Origin of the sequence: Sporosarcina ureae, assembly GCF_029267015.1 — a bacterium.
Classification (GTDB): domain Bacteria; phylum Bacillota; class Bacilli; order Bacillales_A; family Planococcaceae; genus Sporosarcina; species Sporosarcina ureae_D.
Genome location: NZ_JARIEA010000008.1, coordinates 44,986 through 70,824, shown reverse-complemented (window position 1 = coordinate 70,824; position 25,839 = coordinate 44,986). Strand labels below are relative to the sequence as shown.

Below are 25,839 nucleotides of genomic sequence, written 5' to 3'. Positions count from 1 at the left end.
TAAATCTCCTTTCAATAAATTAAAATTTTATACTCTTTTTTCAAAATACCAATGCAACCGATACTCACAAATCTCCTGCACCCAACCAAACAAAACATCCTCATGCTGCTTCTCAATTTCTATCTGCAGTCCAAACACACCATCCTCAAACACAAACAAACCTTTCGAAGATCCACTCCACTTAGTCATCGGCATCGTAGCAATCAACTTCGCAACCTTATCCTCATCATACTCTCGAAGTAACTGCCCCTGTCTATCCGACAGATCCGCATCACGCCGATAAGGTTTCTCCATCAAGTACCCATGGAAGAAGGGAGCAACTTCACTCGGTGTCACTGGTTTATACCAATCAGATGGTCCTCTAGTTAGCATATACTTCAATAGAATCATTTTATAACTTTTATTCATCAGTGTTTTATTGATTTCAATTAGCAAAACTTTATGTTGAGTCAGTACTTCCTTCTCCAACTCATTTAACTCCTGGGCGTAGTCTAGCAATATCGGATACGTCTTAAACTTCTGCTGAATAGCCCGTGCATCTTCATTCGCTTTTAAATGATACTCAAGATACGTCGGGCGGTGTCCAAGTTCTGCTTTCAAATCAAAATACGCATTGATCAATCGCTGCTGAATCGGTTCATTCTGTTTCATCGCTTCCAGCAAGTCGATGATAGCTGTTTCGAAATGGAATTCGAAATAGCCACTCTCGGTAAATGTTTCGCTGCTGATTTTTGTAGGTAATTCCTTGTTTTCATTAAACACTTCAAACTTCTTCCGCGCATTGCGATAATTCCCGATCAAGTCGATAATCACGCAATGTGACTTACCCGTAGCAATACGCAATCCACGGCCGATCTGCTGAGTGAAGACGGTCAGCGATTCGGTAGGACGAGCGAATAGGAGGGTGTCTACGCTCGGAATATCGACGCCTTCATTGAACAAATCTACAGTAAAAATGATATCGAGTTGGCCTGTTTCTAGTAAGTTTCGTGCATTACTACGCGTATGTCGGTCCGTGTTTCCGTACAAGGCGATTGAGCGGTAGCCTGCGTTGGTGAAGTAATCGCTTAAGTAGATCGCTTGTTTGATGGAAGAACAGAATCCGATCGTTCTCGTTTGTTTGTTTTCGTTCCATGCATCGAGTACTGCTTGTGCGTAGCTGTCTCGCAGTTGTAGGCGTAATAGTTCTTCTTCATCGTACGAGTTATTTCGCCATTTTAATTGACTGTAATCCGTTTCGTCCATCACGCCATAGTAAACGAAAGGAGAGAGCCAGTTTTGTCGGATAGCATCTAGGAAGTGGATCGAAATCGCTTCGTTGCCGTCGCATAGGCTGTAGACGTCTTTGTTGTCGAGTCGGTCGGGTGTTGCGGTTAGACCGAGCAGGAATTCCGGTTTGAAGTAGTCCAGTACGCGTTCGTATGTAGTGGCGGCCGCATGGTGGAATTCGTCCACGACGATTAGATCAAATGCCGTTGGATCGAATTGGTGCAAGTGATATTGTCTCGCGAGTGTCTGGATCGATGCGAAGACGAATTCTGTGTCTGCTTGTCTATGCTGGCCGTTGTAGATTCCACTTGTACGGTTCGGGAAAACCCGTGCGAATGAAGCTTGTGCTTGCGTAAGCAGTTCTTCACGGTGCGCAATAAAGAGTACGCGTTTGTATGATTCCGCAAAGAAAGCCGCTAGATACGTTTTACCGAGTCCAGTTGCGAGTACGACGAGTGCTTTTTCATAGCCGGCTTCGACCGTTTGATTGAGCGCAGTAAGAGCCAGTTCCTGTGCAGGTCGTGGATTTAAGACCGATGATTGATAGGGTGCTGTTGGATCGACGGTACTGCTTTCTTCTTGCTCAGTTGCACCGAATGTCATTTCAATTTCTGTCTTCGATTCCCATACCGAACTAAATGGGAGTTTACGATTCGTTTCATCGTATCGTGTTCTGTACAACTCAATTTGTTCATTGTTGATCGGTACCGTACTGGGAGATAAGAACATCTTCATGAATTCATCCGCAGATGTTTCGAAAATTTCTTCGTCTACTGTCGATGGTGCGTAAAGGTTCCATTCGATTCCTTTTGTCAAAGCGGAGCGCGATAAGTTAGAAGATCCTATGATGACGGTAGAGCTGTTTTTGGATTTGAATAGATATGCTTTAGGATGGAAGGATGTACCGCCACTTTCGATCATGCGAAGTTCAGCAGCAGGTAATCCTTCATGTAATAAGTGCAGTGCATCGGGTTGTGTAATTGATAAATAATCACCCGTCAGTATTTTGATATCCGCGCCACGCATAGAAGCGTCGCGTAAAGCGGGAAGTACTTCATTCACACCAGATTTCATCATGAATGCGGTCATCCAGTAGATCGTATCCGCTTCGGCAGTTAGTCGTTTTAAGTCGCTTAGCAAGTTTTTCGTCAGCAGGCGCAGTTTAGTCATCCGCAACTTCCACCAAATAGATTCTTTCATTGAATCCGCCACGTGCTTTAGCTTTCTGCGCGCGTACAGTTTCCAGTTCCTCGACCGTCACACCATGATAAGTAGCTGCCGCATGGATCAGTTCCAGTAAGTCGGATAGTTCTTCGACAGCATCTTCCGCATTAGTAGCTTCTTCGTACTCTGCCAGTTCCTCGTGCATCTTTTTATTAATTTCCGCTATGTATTGTGAATCATTCAATGTATGCGTTACACATGTTTTTCCGTCGGCTTCGATGATTTCCGGGATCAGGTCGCGGACAAGTTTATTATAGATGGGCATAGGGATCTCTCCTTCAATTCTGTAATTTGCTTTATTCTACCATAATCCTTCGTACGCTGTGATCACTCAAAAGGCTTTACTATCAAAACAATCCAATATCTAGTATTCCTAGTGGCTTTAAATTAAACGGCCGTCTACTACCTGAAAATCATTGACTAGTATGCAAGAATAGTAAATAATGAATAGTAAGCAACTCTATTTGTACAATGTTCGACATGAGTAATAAGAATCATTATAAAGTATGAATTTCCCTTTTTGAATAAGGGATGAGGAGGTGGAACGTATGAATTCGATACTAGACAACCAAGAATACACACAACTAATCGGATCCTTTTCACCTAAGATGATACTATTATCTATTTTAGTTATAGCGTTCGCTTCCTATACCGCACTCGTATTATATGATCGGATGTTGAAACCGAGTTTCTTCAAACGAGAAGTGTGGCTAATATTGGCGACACTCGCTTTATCATTCGGAATTTGGGCCACCCATTTTCTGTCGATAAATTCTTTATTGATTCCAGTTGAAATGCATATTCATTACGGATGGGCATTTATATGTATAGTACCGATCTTTCTTACAGTGATATTTGCGTTTTGGCTCGTGCAAGCCCCGTTGAAAGCTTGTTGGCGACATGCGCTAGCGGCTGCGTCGATTGCTTTTGGTATGAGTTTCATGCATTTTCTTGGCATGAAGGCATTAAAAGTGGATGCGTTAATTATCCACGATTGGAAACTAGTGATTGCTGGAAATATAGTGGGTGGATTGTTTGCGTATGTGGCGCTGAAGGCAATTAGTCATCCCAAACGTACGTCGTCATCGAAATGGCTCGCTACGTTCAGTTTGGCAATGGGGACGCTATCTGCACATTACTTAGGTATTTTTGCTACTTCGTATTATATAGAAGAAGGACAAGCAGTAAGTGAATCGATCATGCATATGCAGATGATGAATACGTTGATCGGTGTGGGCGTTGGGTTATTGCTACTCGGCATGTTATTGACTTCCTATGTCGACGGTTATTTGGATTATTGGCTGAAGTACTTCGACGTGCTGACGAAACTCCCGAATCGACGGAATTGGGAGCGTTGTTTGACGGATGAAGTAGCAGCGGGAGATATTGCCGTTTGGAATTTCCCTGATCTACAGCGCATCAATCAATTATACGGTTATATGGCAGGGGATAAGATTTTACAAGAAATCGGTGAGTTACTGTCGAAATGGAAACCGTCATTTGCGGAACTCTACAGAGTGAGCGGTAATCGCTATCTGTTTTGCGTGCATCAGACAGGTCGTTCGGCAGATTTTTATAAAAACTTGGTCATTATGCAACGTGAGATCGATCAATTGCTACCTATCAAGCGCCAAGAGATGCGGTACGTCTGTGGCTTGGCTAAGGCGGACAAGAATAAGACAGTAAAGACGTTATATAAAGAAGCATTAATGGTCGTTGAACAAGCAACTGCTTCCCATGAGTGGGGATTGCTGACGTTTGATCCCGCGAATCATGGCATGTCATACGAGCAGGATGTTTTGCGTGATATTAACAAAGCGCTTGATGAAAATCATATTTATATTGTCTATCAACCGAAAGTAAGAGGGGACAATGAGGAATTCGTCGGGGTAGAAGCATTGCTTCGCTGGACGCATCCAAAACTTGGAGCCATCCCGCCAGCGACGTTCATTCCCATATTGGAGCAAGATGGCCGTATGGGGGAAGTGACGGACTGGATTGTCCGGGAAGTATGTAGGCAAATTCATAACTGGGATTCACAAGGCGTGCATGTGCCGCAAGTGGCAATTAACATCCCAGGCGAATACGTGACGGAGCCACAATTACTCGATTTATTATGGAAAGAGACCAATGCATACAGATTCGATCCGAGCCGTATTGAACTAGAGATGACGGAAACAAGTACCGCCAAGTCCACCACTCAGGCTATTGCTGCGATGAAACGATTCAGACGCTACGGGTTCTCCATCGCACTCGATGATTTTGGAACAGGCGTGTCTTCTTTGTCCTTTTTACAGCAGATGCCCATTACGACACTGAAAATAGATAAGTCCTTTACAGATGAAGTACCAGCACCAGCGAAAAAGTGTGCTGTACTGAATGCCATCCTTGCGATCGGTTGCTCGATGGATCTTTCTATTGTGATTGAAGGTGTGGAGAAGAAAAAACAAGTGGACTTCTTGCTCGATTTACAACCTAATTTGATCTTTCAAGGATATTACTTCTCCAAGCCTTTAACCGTTCCGCAATTGGAAGAATGGGTGTTGGAGTCCAATAAACAGCGTCTCTGTACGAGTCATCTGTAATTGGCGGTTGCAGTCAATAAGGAACTAGATTTATTTTTATTGTCCTAGATTGCTAGTTTGTTTCTATGGTATACTAGTCCTATCGCACCGACAAGTTATGGAATTTATCGATAAATATACTATGAATAGACCACATTGTCTGAGAGGGTGGAAAAATTTGTCCAAGGATTCAGGGATTTTATTGGAAAGTGGCACAAATGAGCTGGAGATTGTCGGATTTGAGATGCAAGGTAATCGCTACGGCATTAACGTGATCAAAGTAAAAGAGATTATTATGCCATTGAAGATTACACCGATCCCCCACGCGCATTTTGCGGTAGAGGGAATTATTCAGCTACGTGGTGAAGTATTACCTGTCGTCAGTATGGAAAAGATTTTAGGAATGGCGCCATCGGAAAATCCGCAAGATGCCAAGTATATTGTCGCTGCTTTCAATAAACAAACGGTTGTCTTCCGTGTACATAACGTCACACAGATTCACCGTATTTCTTGGAATCAAATTGAGAAACCTTCTGGGATCTATGCCGCAGAAAGCTCTCAAGTCATCGGTGTCATCAAGCTCGATGGCGAAATGTTGCTGTTGCTCGACTTCGAGAAGATCATTTTGGATATTAATCCGGAAGCAGGTATTAACGTGGAGCAAGTGAAGAAGCTTGGAAAACGTGAGCGTTCGGATAAACGTATTTTGATTGCGGAAGATTCACCGCTATTGCGCAAGTTATTGCATGATACGCTAAGTGAAGCCGGCTATGCGAATCTCGACTTTTATGAAAATGGTCAAGACGCGTTCGATTATTTGGAGTCGTTAGTGGCGGATGGCGTAGACGTGAAGAAAGTAGTCCAGTTGGTCATTACGGATATTGAGATGCCGCAAATGGACGGTCATCACTTCACAAAACGTGTGCGTGAAACACCGCAACTATCCGGTCTACCTGTCATTATCTTCTCTTCACTCATCACAGATGATCTGAAGCATAAAGGGGACAGCGTCGGAGCTGACGACCAAGTCAGTAAGCCGGAAATTGCCGAATTGGTATTGAAGATCGATAAGTATATATTGTAAGAATGAGAGACTTCCGTTTTATGCGGGGGTCTTTTTTCGTTCATAGACTAAAAACACGCCACGTACCGATACCGGCAAGTGGCGTGTTAAGTGGGTTGTTTATTTATCGTCGTCCCGTTTCACCTTATCATCGATCGGAACATATTCTCCCTTAAGTCCATCTTTTTTGATGTCGTAGTATTTATCTGCACCTACTCCACCTTCATCGATCATTCTTGAAATACCTTTCGTGCGCATTTCATGTTCCTTCACAATCTTTTTACGGTCGTCATTCTTCATATTCGTTTCCACCTTTCACTAAAATGATGTGACTTTACACACTGATCTACCATTTACTTATTCTTTATTATTTTCATCTTTGGATACTTCTATGATTTCTTCTTGCGGTGACACTTTTTTAATATCATAATACTTATCCGCACCCATCCCGCCTTCATCGATCATCCTGGCGATTTCCTTCGTACGCATTTCATTTGCTTTCACAATTTCTTTTCTGTCGTCTTTAGCCATTTATAATTCCTCCTTTAAATAAAATCTTCTTTTACTCTTTTAGGAAATATAATCTGTGTCTGGACTCTTTATTGAATCTTCTTTCTATTTTACCACAAATGCGTAAAGGAATGGGGAAATATAGGTACTCTACTAGGTGATTTACAGAAAATTTTCATTATGGAAAGACAACTGAATGAAACAAATGGTATATTTAGTGAAAAGAAGGGAGTTGTGCGTGTGAAAAAGCTCTTTTTCCTCGTTTTTGTGCTTAGTAGTCTGTTGGTCGGATGCGGTGAAAATACAGTATCCTATTCGGAAGTAAAGCAGGAGCAAGTCAACGAAAACGTCAAAAGATTTATTCAGAGTGTACAGGGGAGTCAGGATATAGAACGCAACGGAATATATAAATACTATGATGAAGCACATATTCAATACTTATACGTAACGCAGGATTTTCTCACTAACGGAAAAGGTTTTGGTGGGTTAGATATCGAAACAGATAAAGATTCTATGCATGTATATTTGAAGGAAAATGATGAGCCGACAGAAGATACCTATTGGCTATATCGAATTAAATCAAATCGTGAATTTACCTATTCCAAGATCTACAAAAATGGTGAAGAGACCTATTTCGGTACGATTGGCGTATCTGGCGACTAACGACTAAACATTTACTGTCGAAAAAAGGGGAGTGCAAGCAAGTGGTAATGAATATAAATAGAAAAGCGCATATTCCTCATATATATACGAAAAACAATGAAATCTATAAAGTCAGTGATGGATTCGTGCGATTAACTGGATACGAAGAAAGGGATCTTATAGGACGATCACTTGCAGATGTAGACGTATTACTAAAATCTGAACATCAACTATCCATTCAAACCATTCAAGATGAAGCGCGCGTCTATATTTATAACAATGAACTATTGCCGATTGAAGTGACAATCAGCTTCAGAACACTCGATTCCGATGTGAGCGTCTATTACTTTCAGAAGCTAGAAAGTCCTTCATTAGACTTCACGTTAAATAATTTCGGAAGCACCGCAGCCAATAAAAATGGTTCTGTCGCGATTTTTAGCTATCCAGAAAGAATTCTTCTGCAGTATGACGAGAACTATATAAACGTCTTATTGTCGATGAATAGTAATTCCGACAACGTATTAGGTAATCATGCTGTATTTCCAGACGCCATCATGGATGTACTATCCGAAGGCATGTCTCTTCACGAATTTGAAGTGAAGGTTATCGGCGCTGGGGGAAAAGTGACGTATTGGGATATCAATATAAAAATGATTACGGGGGAACGCGATCGTCAGTTTGTTGTAGTTTCTTTTTATGATGTGACGCAGAGGGCTTATAAGAGAAAGTGCTCTGAAAAACGTCATGCAGGGATGGAACTGATTTTGGATAATATTTCAGACGCGGTTACTATTTTGGATAAGGATGGGAACTACGCCTATATAAATAATATGGCCAAAGATTTCCTATCACCCTATCTTCCGTCTCATCTCACGAATTTTGAATCCATGTCTACTAAAATAATCTATGATGCGTATGAATTAAACGATATAAATGGAGAGAGGATTGCGTTTGAAAATACGCCCGATCAGCGCGTGTTACGTGGTGAAAAGTTAAGTAATCACAAAGTCATTGCAACGAGCGAACGGTCTACGAAGTATTTTTCATGTGAAGGCCAACCCCTTTATGATAGGGCAGGAAATATTGAAGGCGCTATTTTGATTTACAAAAACACAGCGCTTGTCCATAAAGTAGTAGAATATCAAGCGCTACGAGAAAACATGGACGTATCTCCCATTTATTATCTGTCCTTTTCTCCAGAAGACTACAAAATCGATTATATTAATCAATACGCATTTCAATTTATTCAGATGCAGCGAAGTGCTATCTCTACAGAACTAGATATTATCGGAAGATCGTTTTTTGATTTCTATAGGGCAGATAATTTACATGACGTGAAAAATGAAATCCACACTTCTATTACAACCAAAATTCCTTTTGTACACAAACATCAAGCCGTGTTGCAAGGAGAGAAAAAGTATACAAAAACTATATTCCACCCGATATTTACGTGTGACAATATTGTAGAGAAAATCGTCGCGGTAGGGTTTGATATAACGGATGAGGAAATCGCAACGGAAAATATGGAGAAACTACTCACAATGCAAGAAGAAATCTTCATTAATATATCCCACGAACTCAAAACACCGTTAAGTGTCATATTCAGTGGTGCACAATTGGTGAACTTGTATTTAGAAAAAAATTCTCTCGAAGAACATAGGGAAGAGCTCTTCCATATCAATAAAGCCACGATCGGAAATTATTATCGACTCATTAAATTGGTCAACAATATTTTGGACATTTCCAAGTTGGAATCGGAAGTGTATGAGTTGAGCACATACAATTATAATATAGTAGAGATTGTTGACGGGATTGTAGACTCGGTATCAGACTATACGATGTCACTAGACATTCAACTCCTCTTTGATCCTGAAGTGGAAGAGGTAATGATGGCATTGGATGTTTATAAATTCGACAGGATTTTACTCAACCTTATTTCAAATGCTATTAAATTCTCTGCAACAGGTAAACAAATACTGGTGAAAGTAGTAATAACCGATCAAAACACTGTAAGAATCTCCGTCACGGATGAGGGGATCGGAATCGCGCAAAAAGACCTGCACGATGTCTTTAAGAAGTTCATCCAAATAAATCGTAATTTTAATCGTCTATCTGAAGGCGCAGGACTTGGTTTACCTTTAGCTAAATCTCTAGCTGAACTGCATGGTGGTACCCTGTACGTTGAAAGTGTTTTAGGTAAGGGGAGTACATTTACTATTGAACTGCCCATCGAGAGTTCCACTACTAACGGAACTATATATGAGCCTACTCATGATATGGATCGGATGGAGAGAGTGAAATATGAATTCTCGGATATATATTTCTAAAAGGGGCATGAAGATATGGATTTGAATACTGGGATTGTAGTTTTAAGAAATTTATTCATGGGTTTATTCATTATTTTATTCGTTGTGGATATTTACTCAAAAAAATCTTATAAAGTTCAATACAATGTGTCCTTAACACTCGGAGTCGTCTTTTCAGCTGTAATCTGGGATTGGCTAATAGGATTCAAAGTTGGGTTTATTGCTCTGTATGTTATTTTTGCTGTAAAAACAATTTTTGACGTTAGAAAAAGAGAAGTAGAGATGAATGCAGATGTATGAACGCAAAAGAGTCCGTTAACGCAATCGGACTCTTTTGCGACAGTCAGGTAGGTAGATGAAGGAGGAGTTTTGTGAAGTACTTGTTGTCCGTACTAGTGGCCATGTTTTCGGGGATGTTGATCTTCTTTGGTCCTATCGGAATATATATCTTATGTGTACTGATCATCGGAGTCATTTTCAGGTCATTCCTATTAATTAATGAAATCCATAAACAAGTCGTACCAGCCGATAGCAATGACAGAGTGAAAGAGGCGTACGAAAGATATATAAAAGAGAGAGACGAAAAAGAAACGGAAAGCTAATCTATGACGTACTTAAACTTTCCGACGCGATCGCTTGATATTGCAATCAGACCGAACTAGCTGAATAAACAAGTGGATTCGTCTGAAGATAAAGGGGATTTATATGAATACAAAACGTAAAAAGAAGGTCTGGGGGATAGGTGCAGGAGTATGTATTGTACTTGTTGTAGCTTTCATATCTTGGTATTATCCGTTATCGACTTTTAGCATTCATCAAAGCTTTACCTATCATCCTAGTTCGGAAACTCATAACAGCAAAACCTACGAAGAAGAGATGGGTCAGTTTAAAGCTGCCTATGAGAAAGATCTAGATAAGGATTTAGAAAGTGATCATCACAACCCTACAGTAAATCGAACTCAATTTATTCTTCCGATTTTTGAACAAGAATGGCTGATCGGTACGGACTCGAAAACAATGGATAAAGACAAACTGGATAGCATGCTTTTCGATGTACAAAATGCAAGAAACACCTTGTTAAACCTTGTGTCTGAAGGAGAGTATTCTAGGGAACAAAGAGTACATCTAGTAGATAGTTTAAATAACTTCCTGAACTTAGAAGAGAGTATTAGATTTATAAAAAACGGAAAGTATTTTTCGAGAAGTGATTTACAAACGATGTTAGGTAATCTACAAGGCAATTTCCGGGCAGTTTTTGATCACTATACTACCGTCTTTTATGATGTATCTCATCAATAAAAGTATGTTTTATAAGCAGCTGCCAGAATACCGCAATAGAGTAAGAATAATGAGTGAGAGAAGGTAACTTGTAAGGGCAATTGAATCTTTACATAACTGAATGGCGTAATTAAAAAAGGAGTGGGAATGTCTTGGCAAATAAAAATGTAAAAATGCTCAAAGTCGGATATCTTTGTTTTTTGTTGCTGCTTACTGGAGTATTATTTGCTGCATGTTCAAACGCTAAGACAGAAGATCAAAACGCGGGTATTGTCGAGAAAGTTCTTAAGCTTCAATTCAACGGACCTGACCAAAAAATTATAGATTTTCTTCAAAATCCTGATTACACAAAGGTCGTAGATGGAAAGGAAGTCAATGATGAGTTCGAACAGTACATCACAGAAGTATACGGAGATTATTTCACAAAAGACTATCTAATCCCATTCTTTCAAACAGCAGGTTTAGTTTATCCGGTTGCGGCAGAACTTTCTGGTTACGAATTAAGTTTGAAAGACACAGTCGTTAAACAATCTGAGAAAGCTTCCAACAGATATACATTCACTGCAACTGTCGGTTATACAAAAGATGGTGAGAAAGAAAAGACGGCAGATGTATCAGGAGTTGTCCTGTTCTCTACTAATGAAAAGGGAAAAATCGGCAAGTTTGAATATGGTGAAGACAATGGGTTGTATAAAGAATTAACTTCAGGTGAATAAAGATTTTTTCTGTAGTCGAGGGCGAAAATGGAGTGAGATTTTGTTGGAATTGAGACACTTTACCCACCCAATGGGCCATTCTGTTACGTAATTAAGGGGGACGAAAATGAGCAATAAATCTACTTTAGCCGTTTTTTTAATTGCAATTCCTATACTGACCGCAGCATTTCTTATCATTAACCCAAATCTATTACTATCGGGCGGCTATGAATTAGCTCTTGATGGATTTGTACTATCAAGAACTTTAGTGATTATTTTCATATTGTATATGCTATTTAAATTAGGTTTGGTTTTAGTTAAGCAATCAGACAAATAGTTTTTTATTAGAATGGTGTATTAACAGAATAAGATTTGAGCTTTAAACGGGCCGAAGTGAACGGTTATCAAAAGGGGATGGATACACTTGAAAAGACCTTTTAGTACCTGGTCAATTGTTTTTATAGTTTTAGGATTAGTGGCATTTGTGGTCAATTGGATGACACCTGAATTAATGGAGCCTGTTGTTCTAGTCGGTTATATCTTTTTAGTAATTGGCATGATCTTTAGTTTTATCGCTTTTCTCAAAAGGGAAAATGGCGTAATGAAAATAATATCATGTGTATCTTTTTTCATCATTTTACTTTGCCTTGTATTGATTGAACCACTTATGTTTGTCTATATACTTACTTGGTTAAAGAACATATTTTAACAAACGGGTACAGTTTAATGAATAAGGACAGGGCTACAATCGGGCCAAATTATTGGAAGAGGAGATTGAAAGAATGAACGATATGAATTTTATGGGGGCAGGAAATTGGATTGGTATGCTCTCAACAATTTTAATCATTACTTGTTTTTATTTTACACTTACATTTTTCCAACATTTAAGACTTAACGATGAACGTGTTGTTAAACAGTCAAAGTTAGCAGCAGTTATTTGTTTAGCACTTGGCTTGCTGTTACCCGTCTTATATGGTTTTTATATGTACAATCAGATGATGCGGTGAAAAATAGGTAATGTGCGACAATCGGATGCTGATTGTGACATAAATTTTATTCCATTAACGGGCCACTTAGTGCAAAAGCGAGATGGCTTTAAGGCTTTAAAAGGAGGCATTTAGATCGTGCTTAAATCACCTGATGACTTTGTGAAATATTTTCCTTGCGACCTAAGGGGTGATATAAAATATTCTTTCGATATAGGTATTGAGGATTGTAAACAGTTTTGTGAGGAAGTTCTTTGTAAGGTATTTAAAGATTCCAATGCTTATCCATTGAATTTTGTAACTGTGGAAGACGAGAATCACTTTGAATTTCTAAAAAAAGAAATCGAAAAATTAAACTTTAGTTTTAAAATAATAAATAATCATCCAGAAGAATTTTATATTTTAATCAAAATAGCAAACGAAGAGGAATTTTTGAAAATCAGTCCATTGATTAACTATTTAGCTTTAGTACAATCATTGTGTTTATTATCAACTTCAAAGAGTAATTTTCATATTGAAGAAGGTGTCCCTAAGTTTTGGTCAAGTTCAAACAACAAAGTTGTCGGTACTTTGAAAGAGAAATCAACCTTCATTTCTTTTGAAAATGCAGGACTAGTCGTATTAGTTGGAACGAATTGTTCAGTGGTAGCAACTCATTTAAAGGAAATTGATAATGAATAGTTAATGCTTAAGACGAAAAGGAATTTTTGTTTGCGAGGATGAAGAAATATTCTACTCTGGAAGCATTTCTTATTGAACTATCGGGTGCGATTGTGGCACAAGTTTTTTTGGCAAATACTTAGTTGATCGGAGTGGAAGTCGGCGACTCTGGGAGGATCAGCGAGAGCCGTAGCGCAGGACGGCTTTTGCGAGTGGAGCGTAGCGAGAAGGAGCACATCTTTGCACTGACAGGTGAAACACCCAGCGAGCGAAGTGAGGGGTGTGGTTCACCGCCCGCCCATAAGACACGCGTCCGGCTGCAACGCAGATCAACGGGTTCCAACAACTATCCCGCAATCTAATTAACGAACGTTGTGTGAATCACATCTACCTTAAGGTTTTAGCATGAATAGAGGTAAAACAAATGAAACTTTTACGAAGATTTAGTATCGCTATACTTTCTGCACTAGTATTTTCTTTAGGTTTGGCTTTTTTTGAATATACATCTTCAATGGAACAGCAAGATGGCGTTAGTACCTTCACTATCAGCGCGCTGTTTGTCCTATACCTCCTTTATTCCTTACCCATATATATAATTGGTGGGATTGTGTACTCGCATTACGTCGATGTCTATTTCGAGAAAATTGTGTTTCGTAATGAAGTCTTAAAATACATCACGTACATCCTCGTATATATAGCAGGTGGGTTATTCATTGTAGGCTTACTTTTACTCATCACGTACCTGATCGACGGAGAAGTCTCGGGATTACTCCTATCCAATATTTTCATACTCGGAATGTTAGCTTCGTTATTATTTTTCCATATTTCATTGCTTGTAAACAAAGTGTTGAAAATAAAAGCAAATGGACCTTTCATGTAATTTTGACTTTTTAATTCGATTAGCTTGATCAATGAAGACGAATGAGGGGATGAAAAATGAAGAACATCAGAAAGCGTTTGCTACTACCACTATCTTTACTCCTTCTATTGACGGGTTGCAGTTCCATTGCGAATCAAAAGAGGGAGGATGCATTTCAATATAAGGGATCACTGATTGGGGATAATAGTGCTGTTATTCATATAATTGAACAACTACCATACGCTGAAAAATTCCATGAGGTTTCGCTTGAAACAAAAACACAGCCGTATGGAATGACCATCATGTATGAAAAAATAGATACGGTAATGACTGAACGTGAATATGAGGAAGCGGCTGTTTACAATGCTAGTTATCTATTTACATTAATTGATAATGCCGAATGGGTTGCCTTTGATTTTGAAGGCCATTCATATAAGATGAGCAGATCGAAGTTAGAAGACTGGTACGGTAAGGAATTACATGACGTTACAAATGAAAATGAGTTGGAAACTTTTATTCAACGTGCGCTTGAGCAAGAGAGCGCTTTACATCAGCTTTTTATAAAATAAGTACGTTCTAGCCGCTTCTAATTAAAGAACAGTCGAAACATTCGACATTATAAGAACAATTTAAATTGCAACAGACACCCACATTTCTATGGTATACTTGCAAAAAAAATCAAGCATATTTGGAGATGGACAACTATGATACGATTTGAAAATGATTATACGGAAGGCGCTCATGAGCGAATTCTGAAACGATTGATTGAGACGAATGAAGAACAAACTCCTGGATACGGTATGGATGAACACTGTGAAAAGGCTAGAGGATTTATTCGGAAAGAGTGTGAAGCACCAGAAGCAGATGTCCACTTTTTAGTAGGGGGAACTCAAACCAATACGACGATCATCGCTTCGATTTTGCGTCCATATCAAGGCGCTATCGCTGCGGAGAGTGGCCATATCGCTACACATGAAACGGGTGCCATTGAAGCTACAGGACATAAAGTGCTTACGTTACCGAGTGAAGACGGGAAGATTACAGCTGATCAAGTGAAGGAATTAGTCGATGCTCATTGGCGGGATGCAAGTCCTGAGCATTCTGTGCAACCAGGTCTCGTCTACATTTCGAACCCTACAGAAAACGGAACGACTTACACAAAAGCTGAATTGGAAGCTCTGAATAAAGTGTGTGAGGCATGTCAGTTGCCACTCATAATCGACGGGGCTAGATTAGGGTACGGTTTGGCGTCGCCAGATAACGATATCACGCTGGCGGATTATGCACGATTATGTGACGTATTCTATATTGGCGGAACGAAAATCGGTGCCATGTTTGGCGAAGCGGTTGTCATCATAAATGAGTCACTAAAAAAAGATTTCCGCTATTTGATCAAGCAAAGAGGTGGCTTGTTGGCTAAAGGACGACTTTTAGGTATCCAGTTCGAAACATTGTTTGAAGATGGTTTGTACTATGAAGTTTCAAAACATGCTGTGGATATGGCGTTGATCCTTCGCCAAGCATTTGTGGAAAATGGATTTGCCTTACGCTATGACTCCACAACGAATCAGCAATTCCCGATTTTGCCGGAGTATGTCATTGCGGAATTAAGCAATAACTATTCATTCTCTCACTGGGAAAAGGTAGATGCGAGACATAGCGCGGTTAGATTTTGTACAAGCTGGGCTACGAAGAAAGAACATGTAGAGATGTTCGTCAACGACTTACATCGTGTATGTATTAGATCATAAATCGTTTCGTGATGATCTATACAATTAATTGATGTATCATCCGTTTCGGTTTATAGTGAACTTACAACATTATACGTTCCGCTTCCGTTAAGGGGAGTAGCTATTACAGTAATGGTCGTCAATACAGGATATACATCCTCGGCCTTACTGGCAACTCACGTTGTTTGCGAGACCTTACCAATTATTTGGTGAGGTCTCTTTTAGTTGTAACAGAGACATCAAAGCCACTAATTGGTCTTGATGTCTCTTTTTTATTTTTGAAAACTACTGGAGGTCATATATTGAGTATGTATCAAGAACTTGTAGATTCGATCATTATAAATAATAAAAATCGTCTACTGGACTATAATTCTTCTTTGCAGCTAGTCGGAACAGGAAGAAGTGCATTTGTTTTTAGGTTGATATCTTCCAATAAAGCCATTAAAGTGTTCTTTCCAGATTCTACGTACATCGCGAAAGAAGAAGCTGTAGTGTATCAATCACTTACAAGTATTCGCTATTTCCCTTGTATTTATGAAACAGGAGCGAATTATGTAGTGATGGATTATATTGAAGGGGATACACTTTTTGATTGTATGACGAAAGGGCGAGTCATTACAGACGCTCATATTAAAGAAATTGATTATGCATTATCGCTAGCATCCAATACAGGGTTAAATCCTTCTGATATTCATTTGCGCAATATATTTATTACACCGGATGATCAAGTGAAGCTGATCGATGTGGCGCGGTATAGACAGAAGAAGGACTGCAGACAGTGGAGCAATCTAAAAAAAGCCCATCGCCAATTTTATCGAAAACGTTTCTTTTGGAAGAAAGTCCCGAGCGCGTTCTTGAATGCTGTGGCGTTCTTGTATAAAAGGGGACTCATACCATCGTATCGGTTATGAAGAATGTCGTGGAAAAAATAAGAAGGGACCGAATTCACAATGGATTCGGTCCCTTCTTATTTTAATATGTAACCCAGCTTAATCCCGTAGTTCCTTCGCCTGCATGTACGGCCACACAAACACTCAGTGAAACGACTTGAACGTGTACAGATGGAAATTCCTTCAGTAGCTCATTCTTCCATATTTCAGCGTCATGTTCATTGTGGCAATGAATAACTGCTACTTCCGGTACAGAACCTGTTTCCATATCGGCACGGAGTAGGGAAGTGACATGTTTCTTTGCTCGCTTCATGGACCGAACTTTTTCTGTCATCACGGCTTTCCCGTTCTCGAAACTGATCAGGACTTTAATGTTCAGTAAATTACTTAAGAATGCCTGTGTCCCAGAAACGCGTCCACTTTTATGCAATTGGCCAAGACCACCCGGAATAAAGGACAACTTCGAGTGACAAGCCATAGCGTTAAGGGTTGCGACCACTTCTTCAGGTTCTTTGCCGTCTGCGAACAATTCATTGCCAACTTCAATCATCTTAACCATCGGAAATGAACCAATTTTTGAATCGATAGGATACACAGGGAAGTCTGTCATGTTCGCAGCCGCTCGAGCAGTTTCAAACGTTCCAGAAAGTCCGCTAGACAAGTGCACAGCGACCGCAAAGTCATATCCATCAGCCTGTAGTCTTTCATATAATGAAGTCATCTCACCGATTGCAGGTTGAGAGGTTTTTGGAGAAAATTTTGCTGCACGTAATTTATCGTAAAACGCGTCCTTCGTAATATCGACGGACTCTTTATAACAGACATCGGAAAAAACTACACCCAGTGGCAGAATATATACATCATATTTTTGGATGAATGCATCATCCAGTTGTGCAGCGGTATCTGTAATCCAAGCTATTTTCTGCAATAAATGTTTCTCCTCTATACTAATGTGATTTTGAAACGTACATGACCTATTCATAATCTACACTACTGCATAGTAACGTCCTAGTGACAGTTGTCATATCTTGTCGAATTATTGTGGTTGCAGTCATAAATTGAACATATGTATAGAGAGGAAAACGAATAGTAGTGTAGGAATTAACGGAGAGTCGTACAGAAGTGGTTTGTGGATCGTGTCATTTACCATCTGTCAGGTAATAACGGGTTCGGTACATGGGAAGAAAACGTTAAAGGGAACAAAGTATTTCATGTTAAAATAGATTAAAAGAAGGCGTTTTTTAAAAAATGGGAAGTTGAGTTTGCTGCTGAACATGACGATATTGTTGTTGAAAGATTTAAGAGTGTAGGAGACGTAGAAGGAAAAGAAGCTTTAGAATATTTGTTTGATAATTTTTAAGATTAAACAATCAGGGTGCGTTTATGGAATAATGTTTGAAGCGCTCATTTAGTGGATCTTCGTTACAGCCGGCGACTCCGGGAGGTTCACCGCCCGCCCATAGGACACGCGTCAGGCTACAGCGCAGATCAACGGGTTAAACAGCTAATCTTTCTAGGGGCATTAACGGCAGAAGGTTTGTGCTTTAATCAGGACGTGTTGAAAACCAGTCAACTAACAGGTGAGTATATTCATTTCGAATATACTTATTTTTTTGGATTTACTTTGGGTCTAAAACATATAAAACTTTTAAGTGTTTTTTGTAACGTAATTGAATTCTAGGAGTTATATAAGTATAAGGGGTGAAAAGAGGTGGACTTTGAGGAAATCTATCACGAATACTTTCAAGAAGTTTTTTTGTTTATTAGATCATTATGTCACGATGAAAGGATAGCTGAAGAAATTACGCAAGAGGCATTTTTTAAAGCGTTAAAATCACTTGAAAAGTTTGATGGTTCTAAAGATGTTCGAGCATGGCTTTTTACAATTGCCAAGAATACATATTTCTCGCACTACAAAAAAATGAAAAGACAAGGAAACCTAGACTTAATAGAAGAACCAATGATGGAAGTACAATTTGTAAAGCATTTGATGAATGAGGATGATGCTTTTACTGTTCATCAGTTCATCCACTCGATGAATGAACCTTATAAGGAAGTATTTTCACTACGCACTTTTGGCGAATTACCCTTTGAAAAGATAGGAAAACTCTTTGGAAAAAGTGCGGGATGGGCAAGAGTAACCTTTTATAGAGCAAGGAAGCAAATTTTAGAGTATATGGAGGATATGAATTATGAACGAGATTAAATGCACAATCATTCAGGATGTTTTACCTCTTTATATTGATGAAGTTGTTAGTCATGATACAAAAGAGATGGTAGACGAGCATTTACGGCATTGTCATATATGTCAACAGGAATATGAGTCAATGAAACAAAGTCTTTATCTTCCAGTAGAAAAACCCTCCCCGCTTTTTAATACTATCAGCAAGAAGTTTCGTAAGAAAAAAGTGGTGATTTCAATTGTATCCGTTTTAGTAACGGCAATTATTTTAACGGGAGCGTTTTCTTATGTTTTCCATTACAAAACGGTTATTCCATACTCAAAAAATCTAATTAAAATTGAAACACATGATGACAATCAATTGGTTTCCCATTACTTTGGTGAAAGTTATGCTAGCTTTAACGGAACACATCCTTTGCCGCTTGAAATCGATGGAGAGAAAAAGAATGTGAGTTTTATTTACTATACAAAAACAATTGCCGATTCGCCTACAAGAAAACTTATTAATAATGAAAACAGTCATAATGAACAAGAATATACTTTTAACCTTCCCGAAAGTGAAAAAATTGATGCTGTGTATTATGTAGATTTTGATGTAGAAAAAATTGCTAGAAAAGATTCTTGGGATTCTCTATTAAAACGCGCAGTATTGATATGGGAGAAATAACGAATTCTTCAACAAATTATTTAAGTTGAAGAATGCTATTTTATTATCAAAGCGCGATTGCTTAATAAGCGATTGCGTCTATTCGCAATCGGTCCAAATAATTAAAAAAGGGCAAAATAATGTATAGTTAAATTACCAAAAATTCAGATTAACAATAAGGGGGAGAACTTTTTGAAACTAAAATCTAGGATAATTTTTTAGTGAATTGATTTTACCCGAAGATACGCCAGAATTTGTTGAAGTAAGTGACTTTCAGCAAATTGATTGGGATAAAAAAGCTGTGAAATTCGGTGATATTAACAATATTATTGGGAATGAAAATAAATCAGGTGTTATAGGTGCTGATATGCCAAGTTTAGGCGTTCAAAAGTGGATGTGGCACCTTTGGGGAATTAAGAATCTCGAGGCAACTAAACTAACGGTTGTTGGTCTTCACAGAGAGACGGGAACTGTCCATCAACCGAATCCGTTAGTCAGGCAAAGCGATCTTTATTCTTCAGCTTCAGGCGTTAATTTCACACTAGAAGGTTTATAAAACTGATCTACTAAGTTATAAATAGTGATCAGTTCATAGAGAACGACAAACTCGGGTGGGAATTGGCTTGGATGTCTCTCCTCACTAGTTGTGATTTCCTTATTGTCATCCCAGAAAAGGTCGGTAACATTTTTTAATTGTGACTCATGCTTCTTCGGGTTGTAATCAATGGAATGCTTCAAGTCGTTCGCAAGCTCGGTTACAGCGTGCATAATCCGATCGCGTTCTGCCGACGTCCAGGAAATGTGCTGTTCCGGTATGTTCAATAAAGTACCCAAATGATATTCGAGATTATGTAAAAACAACAACTGCTTTTCAGCCATGAGTAGATCTTTTTCTTTCCCTCTAACCCACGGATACAATTTCGATTCATTGCGTTGAAAATGAATCAATGTTTCCGTTTTCCTGATTTCCTTCGTAAGTTGCTTGGTCGTCTCTAGCTCATCTCGACGGTTTGTGTGCACGTCATATAAAATCGTTCGGAATGTCCGTTCCAAAATAGTTCCTGCTCGCTCACTAATGCGTTGGATGTTTTCTACAATATCTCTCCTGTAGTTTGGTGGAAAGACCAACATATTTACTATGGTGGACACAAGCAAACCAATAGTAGTTGTACCAAGTCGAATGAAAAAGGCGAATAAGTAGTTGCTGTGGATGACTTCGACCATGGCGACCGCGGTCAATGTGGCAACGAGTAGGCCAGCATGCAAGTTTAATCGGTAACAGACTAAAATAGTGGCAACCGCTGCTAATGTATAGGTAATCGGGGAATTCCCGAAGAGCGTGATAAAGAGTACAGCAAATGCGGAACCGATAGCGGAAGCCGGAAATCGTACGAGCCCTTTTTTGATGGAATCACTAACGGTCGGCTCAATTGTAACGATGGCTGTGATGACCGCAAATACTGGTGGCCAATTAAACCATTCACAAATAATAGCTGTCAAAAAGATCGCTATGCCTGTTTTTACTATTCGACTGCCGTTAAAATGAAAGGATCGCATACCGTTATAACCTCCTGTTTCTACTGCGTATATCTAGTACTGTAGTACATTATATCATCCCCTACCATCGGAACGTACGAGCGCTATTTATCGCTTGAATATACCTACACAGATTTTTATGTGGCGAATACTATGCTGTAACAAGGAATAGATTGCTAATAAGGTGTCACACGATTACTTCATTATCCTGTTCGTAATTTGAGTACTCAATACGTTGGAAAATAAGGGAAGGGGCGTGTGTAATGAGTATCCTTTTATATTTAATAATTGGCGGTGTCATTGGCTGGTTTGCTAGTCTGATCATCGGCAAAAGTGTCCCAGGCGGTATCGTTGGCAATATTATTACAGGGATCATAGGTGCGTGGATCGGCGGGAGCTTATTCGGCAGCTGGGGACCGCGCTTAGGAGAATTTTATGTTGTACCTTCTATTGTAGGGGCCCTGATTTTTGTCATTGTTGTCAGTTACATTATGAAGGCGGCGCGGAAACGACGATAACTAGATAGGTAAGGGGTTCCTACATTGTCAATATGACGAGAGGAAGCCCTTTTTTCTTTGGTTGAAATACATAAAACGATGAGAGCTAAATGTATTATTCCACTTGCGTATATAAGCATATCCTTATATGGTAGTAGAGAAGTGGAGGGATAGACTATGAATACACCTGATACGGTTGATCTACAACGCGCATCACGACTATTAAAATTGCTAGGAGACCCCACACGGTTGACGATGATGAAATTACTCAAGTCACATGAATGCTGTGTTTGTGAATTTGTTGCGATTTTTAAAATGAGTCAGCCAGCTATTAGTCAGCACTTACGTAAACTTCGAGATATTGAGTTGGTTAAAGAAGAACGTAGAGGTCAATGGATTTTTTTCTCGATCAATGAACATCATGAAGATTACCCGTTTATTCAAAGCATCCTTGAACATCTTCCAGAACAGAATGAATCTATCGCTGAATTGGAAGCACAAGGGCTTCGAATTTGTTGTGAATAAGGAGGAGAAAGTACGTTGGCTATAACTGCATCATTGATTTTCATCATCACACTTATTTTTGTCATTTGGCAGCCTAGAAACTTCTCGATCGGATGGTCTGCCTGTATTGGCGCGATCATCGCATTGTTAGTTGGGGTAGTGAACTTCCAAGATGTTATGGATGTAACTGGGATTGTATGGAATGCTACGCTTGCTTTCATCGCGATCATCATTATTTCATTAATCTTAGATGAAATTGGTTTTTTCGAGTGGTCGGCTCTACATATGGCTAGATTAGCCAAAGGCAGCGGTATTCGCATGTTTATTTATGTCAGTCTGCTAGGTGCAGTCGTTGCTGCTCTGTTTGCAAACGATGGGGCGGCCCTAATATTAACGCCCATTGTACTATCGATGGTACGAAATTTGAATTTCAATGAAAAAATGATTTTTCCATTTATTATGGCCAGCGGTTTTATCGCTGACACTACTTCTTTACCGTTGGTTGTAAGTAACTTAGTGAATATTGTTTCAGCAGACTTTTTTGATATTGGATTTGTTGAATACGCAACTAGAATGATCGTTCCGAATTTATTTGCATTAGTTGCCAGTATATTAGTGTTGTTGTTATTCTTCCGTAAAAGTATTCCGAAAGACTATGATGTATCAGATTTAAAAACACCGAAAGATGCGATCAAAGACCTCAAGTTGTTTCGACTTGCTTGGGTAATTTTAGGTGTATTACTTATAGGATATTTCTCAAGTGGGTTTACGGGATTGCCTGTATCTATTATTGCGGGGCTTACGGCGATATTTTTTATGGCTATGGCGCAAAAAAGTCCAGCCGTTCATACGAAACAAGTGCTTAAAGGTGCACCTTGGGCGATCGTATTCTTCTCTGTCGGGATGTATGTTGTGGTATACGGATTGCGTAATGTCGGTCTAACGGGTGTATTGGCGGATGTCATTCAAACTGCAGCTGATCAAGGACTCTTTGTCGCAACGATTTCAATGGGCTTTATTGCAGCGATCCTGTCATCACTTATGAATAATATGCCTACGGTCATGATTAACGCGTTAGCCATATCGGACACAACTACGACAGGTCCCATTCGCGAAGCGTTGATTTACGCGAATATTATTGGATCGGATTTAGGTCCCAAAATCACACCAATCGGTTCATTGGCCACCTTATTATGGTTGCACGTACTGTCTCAAAAAGGCGTGAAGATCTCTTGGGGTAGCTATTTTAAGATTGGTATTATATTAACAGTCCCTACACTTCTGATAACACTAATCGGACTGTATCTATGGCTGTCAATTATACAATAAGAAGGAGATATCATTATGTCGAAAAAAATACTTTATTTCTTATGTACAGGCAACTCATGCCGTAGTCAAATGGCTGAAGGATGGGGCAAAGAGTATCTAGGGGAAGAATGGCAAGTGCTTAGTGCTGGAATTGAAGCGCATGGCGTGAATCCAAATGCAGTAAAAGCTATGAATGAAGTCGGCATCGACATATCGAACCAAACTTCGGATATCATCGATCCACAAATCTTAAACAAAGCAGATTTTATCGTCACTCTTTGTGGGGATGCCGCTGACAAGTGTCCGATGACACCACCTCATGTCAAACGGAATCATTGGGGGTTTGACGACCCTGCAAAAGCACAAGGAACAGATGAAGAAAAATGGGAATTCTTCCAGCGTGTGCGCGATGAAATAGGTGCAAGAATTGCCGATTTTTCTAAAACAGGTCAATAAATAGCAGACGCTGTAGATGCCTAACCGGGGCTATCCATTGACATGTGAAGCGCTCCTTTTACATATTGTCTTGTCTTGCAAATAGAATAATCTGATAATTTGTGAGATAATCAGATAAATGAAAAGGGGGGGTTCGTCATGGATAGTCGATTTCCGATTGGGGAATTACAGGTTCCGGGTCATGTCACGTTGGAAGATATTCAAAAGTGGTTACAAGAAATTGATACCTACACTACTCGATTAAGAGAAATTGTAGATTCATTGAATGAGGAAGAGTTACACAAAACGTATCGCGAAGGAAGCTGGAACATTCGCCAACTCGTCCATCACATTGCAGACTCACAGTTAAACATGTACCAACGTCTGAAGCTAGCGTTAACAGACGATAATCCGACAGCGCCACCTTTCAATCAAGACAAATGGGCAGTGCAACCGGATACTGAACTGCCTGTTGAACCTTCTATTAAGATGCTTGAAGGGATCAATGAACGCATCGTAGCACTTGGGAATAGTTTGTCGGAAGATCAACTGACTCGGACATTTATCCACGCAGTCAATGGCGAAGTATCAGTAGCGAAAAAGGTAGCCAAGTTGGCTTGGCATGAAGAGCATCATTTGGCACATATTAAACTCGCACTCCAAAACGGATAAATCAGATGGGCTTATCGAACGTAGATAAGCCCTTTTTTAATGGATAAAGCTGTTAGATTAGTCATCTGTAAAATGGTAAACTAGAGGATATTCATATAGGGGGAAATGGCGATGAAAAAACTAGTGGTGCTGTTGGCTTGGCTCATTGGAAGTATTCTGTTTGGCATAGCGACTAAGCTGCTAGATTCCGTCCCGTTTTTCGGAGACGTCTTCACGCGGATGGGCATTTGGGTATTGATTGCCACGGCGATTGCTGCATATAGTAAAACGGTGGTTCGTGCAGCCGTTCATACATTTTTGTTCTTTTTGGGCATGCTAATCGGCTATTATATGTACTCCGCCCATTTATTCGGTGTGTATTCGACGATTGATATGAAGTACTGGGGCGCTGTAGCGGCCTTTACGCCATTTCTTGCGGTGGTCGTCTGGTATGCGAAAAATGGTAGGTGTTTGGCTAGTTTTTTACCCGCGTTACCAATGGGATTGATGTTAAGTCTCTCACTAGGAATCGGATTTTTTTATTTGCATGTGAATTACTTAGAAGAATTTATTATGTACATTATTTTGTGTGCGATTTTCTACCGAAACTTTAAACAACTAACTATGGTGATTATTCTTTCCGTTATGGTCACAGGTGTAATTGAATTGACGCCATTGTATTGGTTCTTTATATTTTGATTTATACTACTTTACGGACCCTTTCCTATCTATGAAGAGGGTCTTTTATTGTAGATCTGCAATCATTCAAAGTTGAATCTCCTATTTTAATCAACTCCACACCAAGTCATCTGTTCAAAATGAAAATAACCTCATTTTAGAATTGACTGAATTATGATAAAATGAATAAATGGAGGTTTACTGATGTTGAAGGTTGTGGTGATATTTCTGCTGGTCGACTTGGCTGAAATCGGCGGAGGTTATTTAGTTTAGCAATGGTTGAGCGAAGGTAAATCCGCGTTGTTCGAATTATTCGGCGGTATTGCCTTAATTTTATATGGTGTAGTAGTCACATTCCAAACTATTTGTGCCACTGCCAAAGGAACCATTATGACGGTTATATCGGAATAATGAATTGAATAGCCTAAGACCAAAACGCACCTATTAGCTAGCAGGTGCATTTTGTGTCGTTTCATTCGCGTGCGCATGATCAGTAGAGGTAGATGTATAGAGCGCTCGCGTCCGAACTATGAGCGAATCTACGGCCTCATAGAGCGGATAAACACCTCAATAGAGCGAATAAACACCCCCATAGAGCGAATAAACCCCTCCTTAGAGCGCATAAACACTCTCATAGAGCGAATAAACCCTCCCATAGAGCGGATAAACCCTCTCATAGAGCGAATAAACCCTCCAATAGAGCGAATAAACCCTCCAATAGAGCGG

At 39.6% G+C, this 25,839-nt stretch carries 30 protein-coding genes; 24 read left to right on the top strand and 6 right to left on the bottom strand.

What is annotated here, in order from left to right:
* Positions 1-27 precede the first annotated feature (27 nt).
* A complete protein-coding gene (locus Q7P97_RS01620) occupies positions 28-2,439 on the bottom strand; it encodes a DEAD/DEAH box helicase family protein (RefSeq protein ID WP_303965561.1) in 2,412 nt (803 codons plus the stop codon).
* Positions 2,432-2,758 (bottom strand): nucleoside triphosphate pyrophosphohydrolase, encoded by a 327-nt coding sequence (locus tag Q7P97_RS01615; protein ID WP_303965558.1) that lies wholly within the window; start codon positions 2,756-2,758, stop codon positions 2,432-2,434. The genes Q7P97_RS01620 and Q7P97_RS01615 overlap by 8 nt, the downstream gene beginning before the upstream one ends.
* A 283-nt stretch (positions 2,759-3,041) precedes the next feature.
* On the opposite strand from Q7P97_RS01615, the gene Q7P97_RS01610 reads away from it, so the two are divergent.
* Together Q7P97_RS01610 and Q7P97_RS01605 are read left to right on the top strand one after the other, a co-directional pair.
* Positions 3,042-5,078, top strand: a complete 2,037-nt coding sequence (locus tag Q7P97_RS01610; protein WP_303965556.1) for an EAL domain-containing protein — start codon at positions 3,042-3,044, stop codon at positions 5,076-5,078.
* 157 nt (positions 5,079-5,235) lie between these two features.
* Positions 5,236-6,141: a chemotaxis protein gene (locus Q7P97_RS01605; protein WP_303965553.1), complete on the top strand. Its 906-nt coding sequence runs from the start codon at positions 5,236-5,238 to the stop codon at positions 6,139-6,141.
* Between the two features lie 99 nt (positions 6,142-6,240).
* On the opposite strand, the gene Q7P97_RS01600 is transcribed toward Q7P97_RS01605, so the two are convergent.
* Together Q7P97_RS01600 and Q7P97_RS01595 are read right to left on the bottom strand one after the other, a co-directional pair.
* Positions 6,241-6,420, bottom strand: coding sequence for a hypothetical protein (locus Q7P97_RS01600; protein WP_303965550.1), 180 nt, complete (start codon positions 6,418-6,420; stop codon positions 6,241-6,243).
* 57 nt (positions 6,421-6,477) lie between these two features.
* Complete coding sequence (locus Q7P97_RS01595) at positions 6,478-6,651, bottom strand: hypothetical protein (RefSeq protein ID WP_303965545.1); 174 nt, start codon at positions 6,649-6,651, stop codon at positions 6,478-6,480.
* Positions 6,652-6,870: 219 nt separating this feature from the next.
* Between Q7P97_RS01595 and Q7P97_RS01590 the strand changes: the two genes are divergently transcribed.
* The 13 genes from Q7P97_RS01590 to Q7P97_RS01530 all read left to right on the top strand — a co-directional run bounded on the left by Q7P97_RS01590 (position 6,871) and on the right by Q7P97_RS01530 (position 16,697).
* Positions 6,871-7,293 carry a hypothetical protein gene (locus tag Q7P97_RS01590; RefSeq protein ID WP_303965542.1) on the top strand — a complete coding sequence of 141 codons (423 nt, stop codon included), beginning with the start codon at positions 6,871-6,873 and terminating at the stop codon, positions 7,291-7,293.
* Between the two features lie 47 nt (positions 7,294-7,340).
* The gene (locus Q7P97_RS01585; RefSeq protein WP_303965648.1) at positions 7,341-9,599 is read left to right on the top strand and encodes a PAS domain-containing sensor histidine kinase; all 2,259 of its coding nucleotides are present in this window, start codon (positions 7,341-7,343) and stop codon (positions 9,597-9,599) included.
* Between the two features lie 15 nt (positions 9,600-9,614).
* A complete protein-coding gene (locus Q7P97_RS01580; protein ID WP_303965540.1) occupies positions 9,615-9,878 on the top strand; it encodes a hypothetical protein in 264 nt (87 codons plus the stop codon).
* Positions 9,879-9,949: 71 nt separating this feature from the next.
* Entirely contained in the window at positions 9,950-10,180 is a 231-nt protein-coding gene (locus Q7P97_RS01575) for an ATP-dependent Lon protease (RefSeq protein WP_303965537.1), read from the top strand.
* A gap of 103 nt (positions 10,181-10,283) precedes the next feature.
* On the top strand, positions 10,284-10,877 hold the full coding sequence (locus Q7P97_RS01570; protein WP_303965534.1) for a hypothetical protein: 594 nt from the start codon (positions 10,284-10,286) through the stop codon (positions 10,875-10,877).
* A gap of 131 nt (positions 10,878-11,008) precedes the next feature.
* On the top strand, positions 11,009-11,572 hold the full coding sequence (locus tag Q7P97_RS01565; RefSeq protein ID WP_303965531.1) for a hypothetical protein: 564 nt from the start codon (positions 11,009-11,011) through the stop codon (positions 11,570-11,572).
* Between the two features lie 106 nt (positions 11,573-11,678).
* Positions 11,679-11,888, top strand: coding sequence for a hypothetical protein (locus tag Q7P97_RS01560; protein WP_303965528.1), 210 nt, complete (start codon positions 11,679-11,681; stop codon positions 11,886-11,888).
* Between the two features lie 445 nt (positions 11,889-12,333).
* The gene (locus tag Q7P97_RS01555; protein WP_085428006.1) at positions 12,334-12,558 is read left to right on the top strand and encodes a hypothetical protein; all 225 of its coding nucleotides are present in this window, start codon (positions 12,334-12,336) and stop codon (positions 12,556-12,558) included.
* 117 nt (positions 12,559-12,675) lie between these two features.
* Positions 12,676-13,218 (top strand): hypothetical protein, encoded by a 543-nt coding sequence (locus Q7P97_RS01550; protein WP_303965524.1) that lies wholly within the window; start codon positions 12,676-12,678, stop codon positions 13,216-13,218.
* 403 nt (positions 13,219-13,621) lie between these two features.
* Positions 13,622-14,077, top strand: coding sequence for a hypothetical protein (locus tag Q7P97_RS01545; protein ID WP_303965521.1), 456 nt, complete (start codon positions 13,622-13,624; stop codon positions 14,075-14,077).
* A gap of 56 nt (positions 14,078-14,133) precedes the next feature.
* The gene (locus Q7P97_RS01540; RefSeq protein ID WP_303965517.1) at positions 14,134-14,625 is read left to right on the top strand and encodes a DUF4825 domain-containing protein; all 492 of its coding nucleotides are present in this window, start codon (positions 14,134-14,136) and stop codon (positions 14,623-14,625) included.
* Between the two features lie 135 nt (positions 14,626-14,760).
* Positions 14,761-15,807: a threonine aldolase family protein gene (locus tag Q7P97_RS01535; protein ID WP_303965514.1), complete on the top strand. Its 1,047-nt coding sequence runs from the start codon at positions 14,761-14,763 to the stop codon at positions 15,805-15,807.
* Positions 15,808-16,094: 287 nt separating this feature from the next.
* Entirely contained in the window at positions 16,095-16,697 is a 603-nt protein-coding gene (locus tag Q7P97_RS01530) for a protein kinase family protein (protein ID WP_303965645.1), read from the top strand.
* A 61-nt stretch (positions 16,698-16,758) separates the two neighbouring features.
* Here Q7P97_RS01530 and Q7P97_RS01525 read toward each other — a convergent pair whose 3' ends face one another.
* A complete protein-coding gene (locus Q7P97_RS01525) occupies positions 16,759-17,604 on the bottom strand; it encodes a DegV family protein (protein WP_303965511.1) in 846 nt (281 codons plus the stop codon).
* A gap of 783 nt (positions 17,605-18,387) precedes the next feature.
* Here Q7P97_RS01525 and Q7P97_RS01520 point away from each other — a divergent pair.
* From Q7P97_RS01520 to Q7P97_RS01510, 3 genes are all read left to right on the top strand, one after another.
* The gene (locus Q7P97_RS01520; protein WP_303965507.1) at positions 18,388-18,882 is read left to right on the top strand and encodes an RNA polymerase sigma factor; all 495 of its coding nucleotides are present in this window, start codon (positions 18,388-18,390) and stop codon (positions 18,880-18,882) included.
* The gene (locus Q7P97_RS01515) at positions 18,869-19,525 is read left to right on the top strand and encodes a zf-HC2 domain-containing protein (RefSeq protein ID WP_303965505.1); all 657 of its coding nucleotides are present in this window, start codon (positions 18,869-18,871) and stop codon (positions 19,523-19,525) included. Before Q7P97_RS01520 ends, Q7P97_RS01515 begins: the two co-directional genes overlap by 14 nt.
* 205 nt (positions 19,526-19,730) lie before the next feature.
* A complete protein-coding gene (locus Q7P97_RS01510; protein ID WP_303965503.1) occupies positions 19,731-20,060 on the top strand; it encodes a DUF4871 domain-containing protein in 330 nt (109 codons plus the stop codon).
* On the opposite strand, the gene Q7P97_RS01505 is transcribed toward Q7P97_RS01510, so the two are convergent.
* A complete protein-coding gene (locus Q7P97_RS01505; protein WP_303965500.1) occupies positions 20,015-21,061 on the bottom strand; it encodes an FUSC family protein in 1,047 nt (348 codons plus the stop codon). The two genes, Q7P97_RS01510 and Q7P97_RS01505, sit on opposite strands and share 46 nt — an antisense overlap.
* 242 nt (positions 21,062-21,303) lie before the next feature.
* Between Q7P97_RS01505 and Q7P97_RS01500 the strand changes: the two genes are divergently transcribed.
* The 6 genes from Q7P97_RS01500 (at position 21,304) to Q7P97_RS01475 (ending at position 25,134) form a co-directional block, all read left to right on the top strand.
* Positions 21,304-21,558 (top strand): GlsB/YeaQ/YmgE family stress response membrane protein, encoded by a 255-nt coding sequence (locus tag Q7P97_RS01500; RefSeq protein ID WP_029053583.1) that lies wholly within the window; start codon positions 21,304-21,306, stop codon positions 21,556-21,558.
* Between the two features lie 156 nt (positions 21,559-21,714).
* A complete protein-coding gene (locus tag Q7P97_RS01495) occupies positions 21,715-22,062 on the top strand; it encodes an ArsR/SmtB family transcription factor (RefSeq protein ID WP_303965490.1) in 348 nt (115 codons plus the stop codon).
* Between the two features lie 15 nt (positions 22,063-22,077).
* Complete coding sequence (locus Q7P97_RS01490) at positions 22,078-23,370, top strand: arsenic transporter (RefSeq protein WP_303965487.1); 1,293 nt, start codon at positions 22,078-22,080, stop codon at positions 23,368-23,370.
* A 15-nt stretch (positions 23,371-23,385) separates the two neighbouring features.
* Complete coding sequence (gene arsC, locus Q7P97_RS01485) at positions 23,386-23,805, top strand: arsenate reductase (thioredoxin) (RefSeq protein ID WP_303965483.1); 420 nt, start codon at positions 23,386-23,388, stop codon at positions 23,803-23,805.
* A gap of 138 nt (positions 23,806-23,943) precedes the next feature.
* Positions 23,944-24,456 (top strand): YfiT family bacillithiol transferase, encoded by a 513-nt coding sequence (locus Q7P97_RS01480; RefSeq protein WP_303965481.1) that lies wholly within the window; start codon positions 23,944-23,946, stop codon positions 24,454-24,456.
* 111 nt (positions 24,457-24,567) lie between these two features.
* Positions 24,568-25,134 carry a hypothetical protein gene (locus Q7P97_RS01475; RefSeq protein ID WP_303965479.1) on the top strand — a complete coding sequence of 189 codons (567 nt, stop codon included), beginning with the start codon at positions 24,568-24,570 and terminating at the stop codon, positions 25,132-25,134.
* The last annotated feature ends 705 nt before the right edge of the window (positions 25,135-25,839 follow it).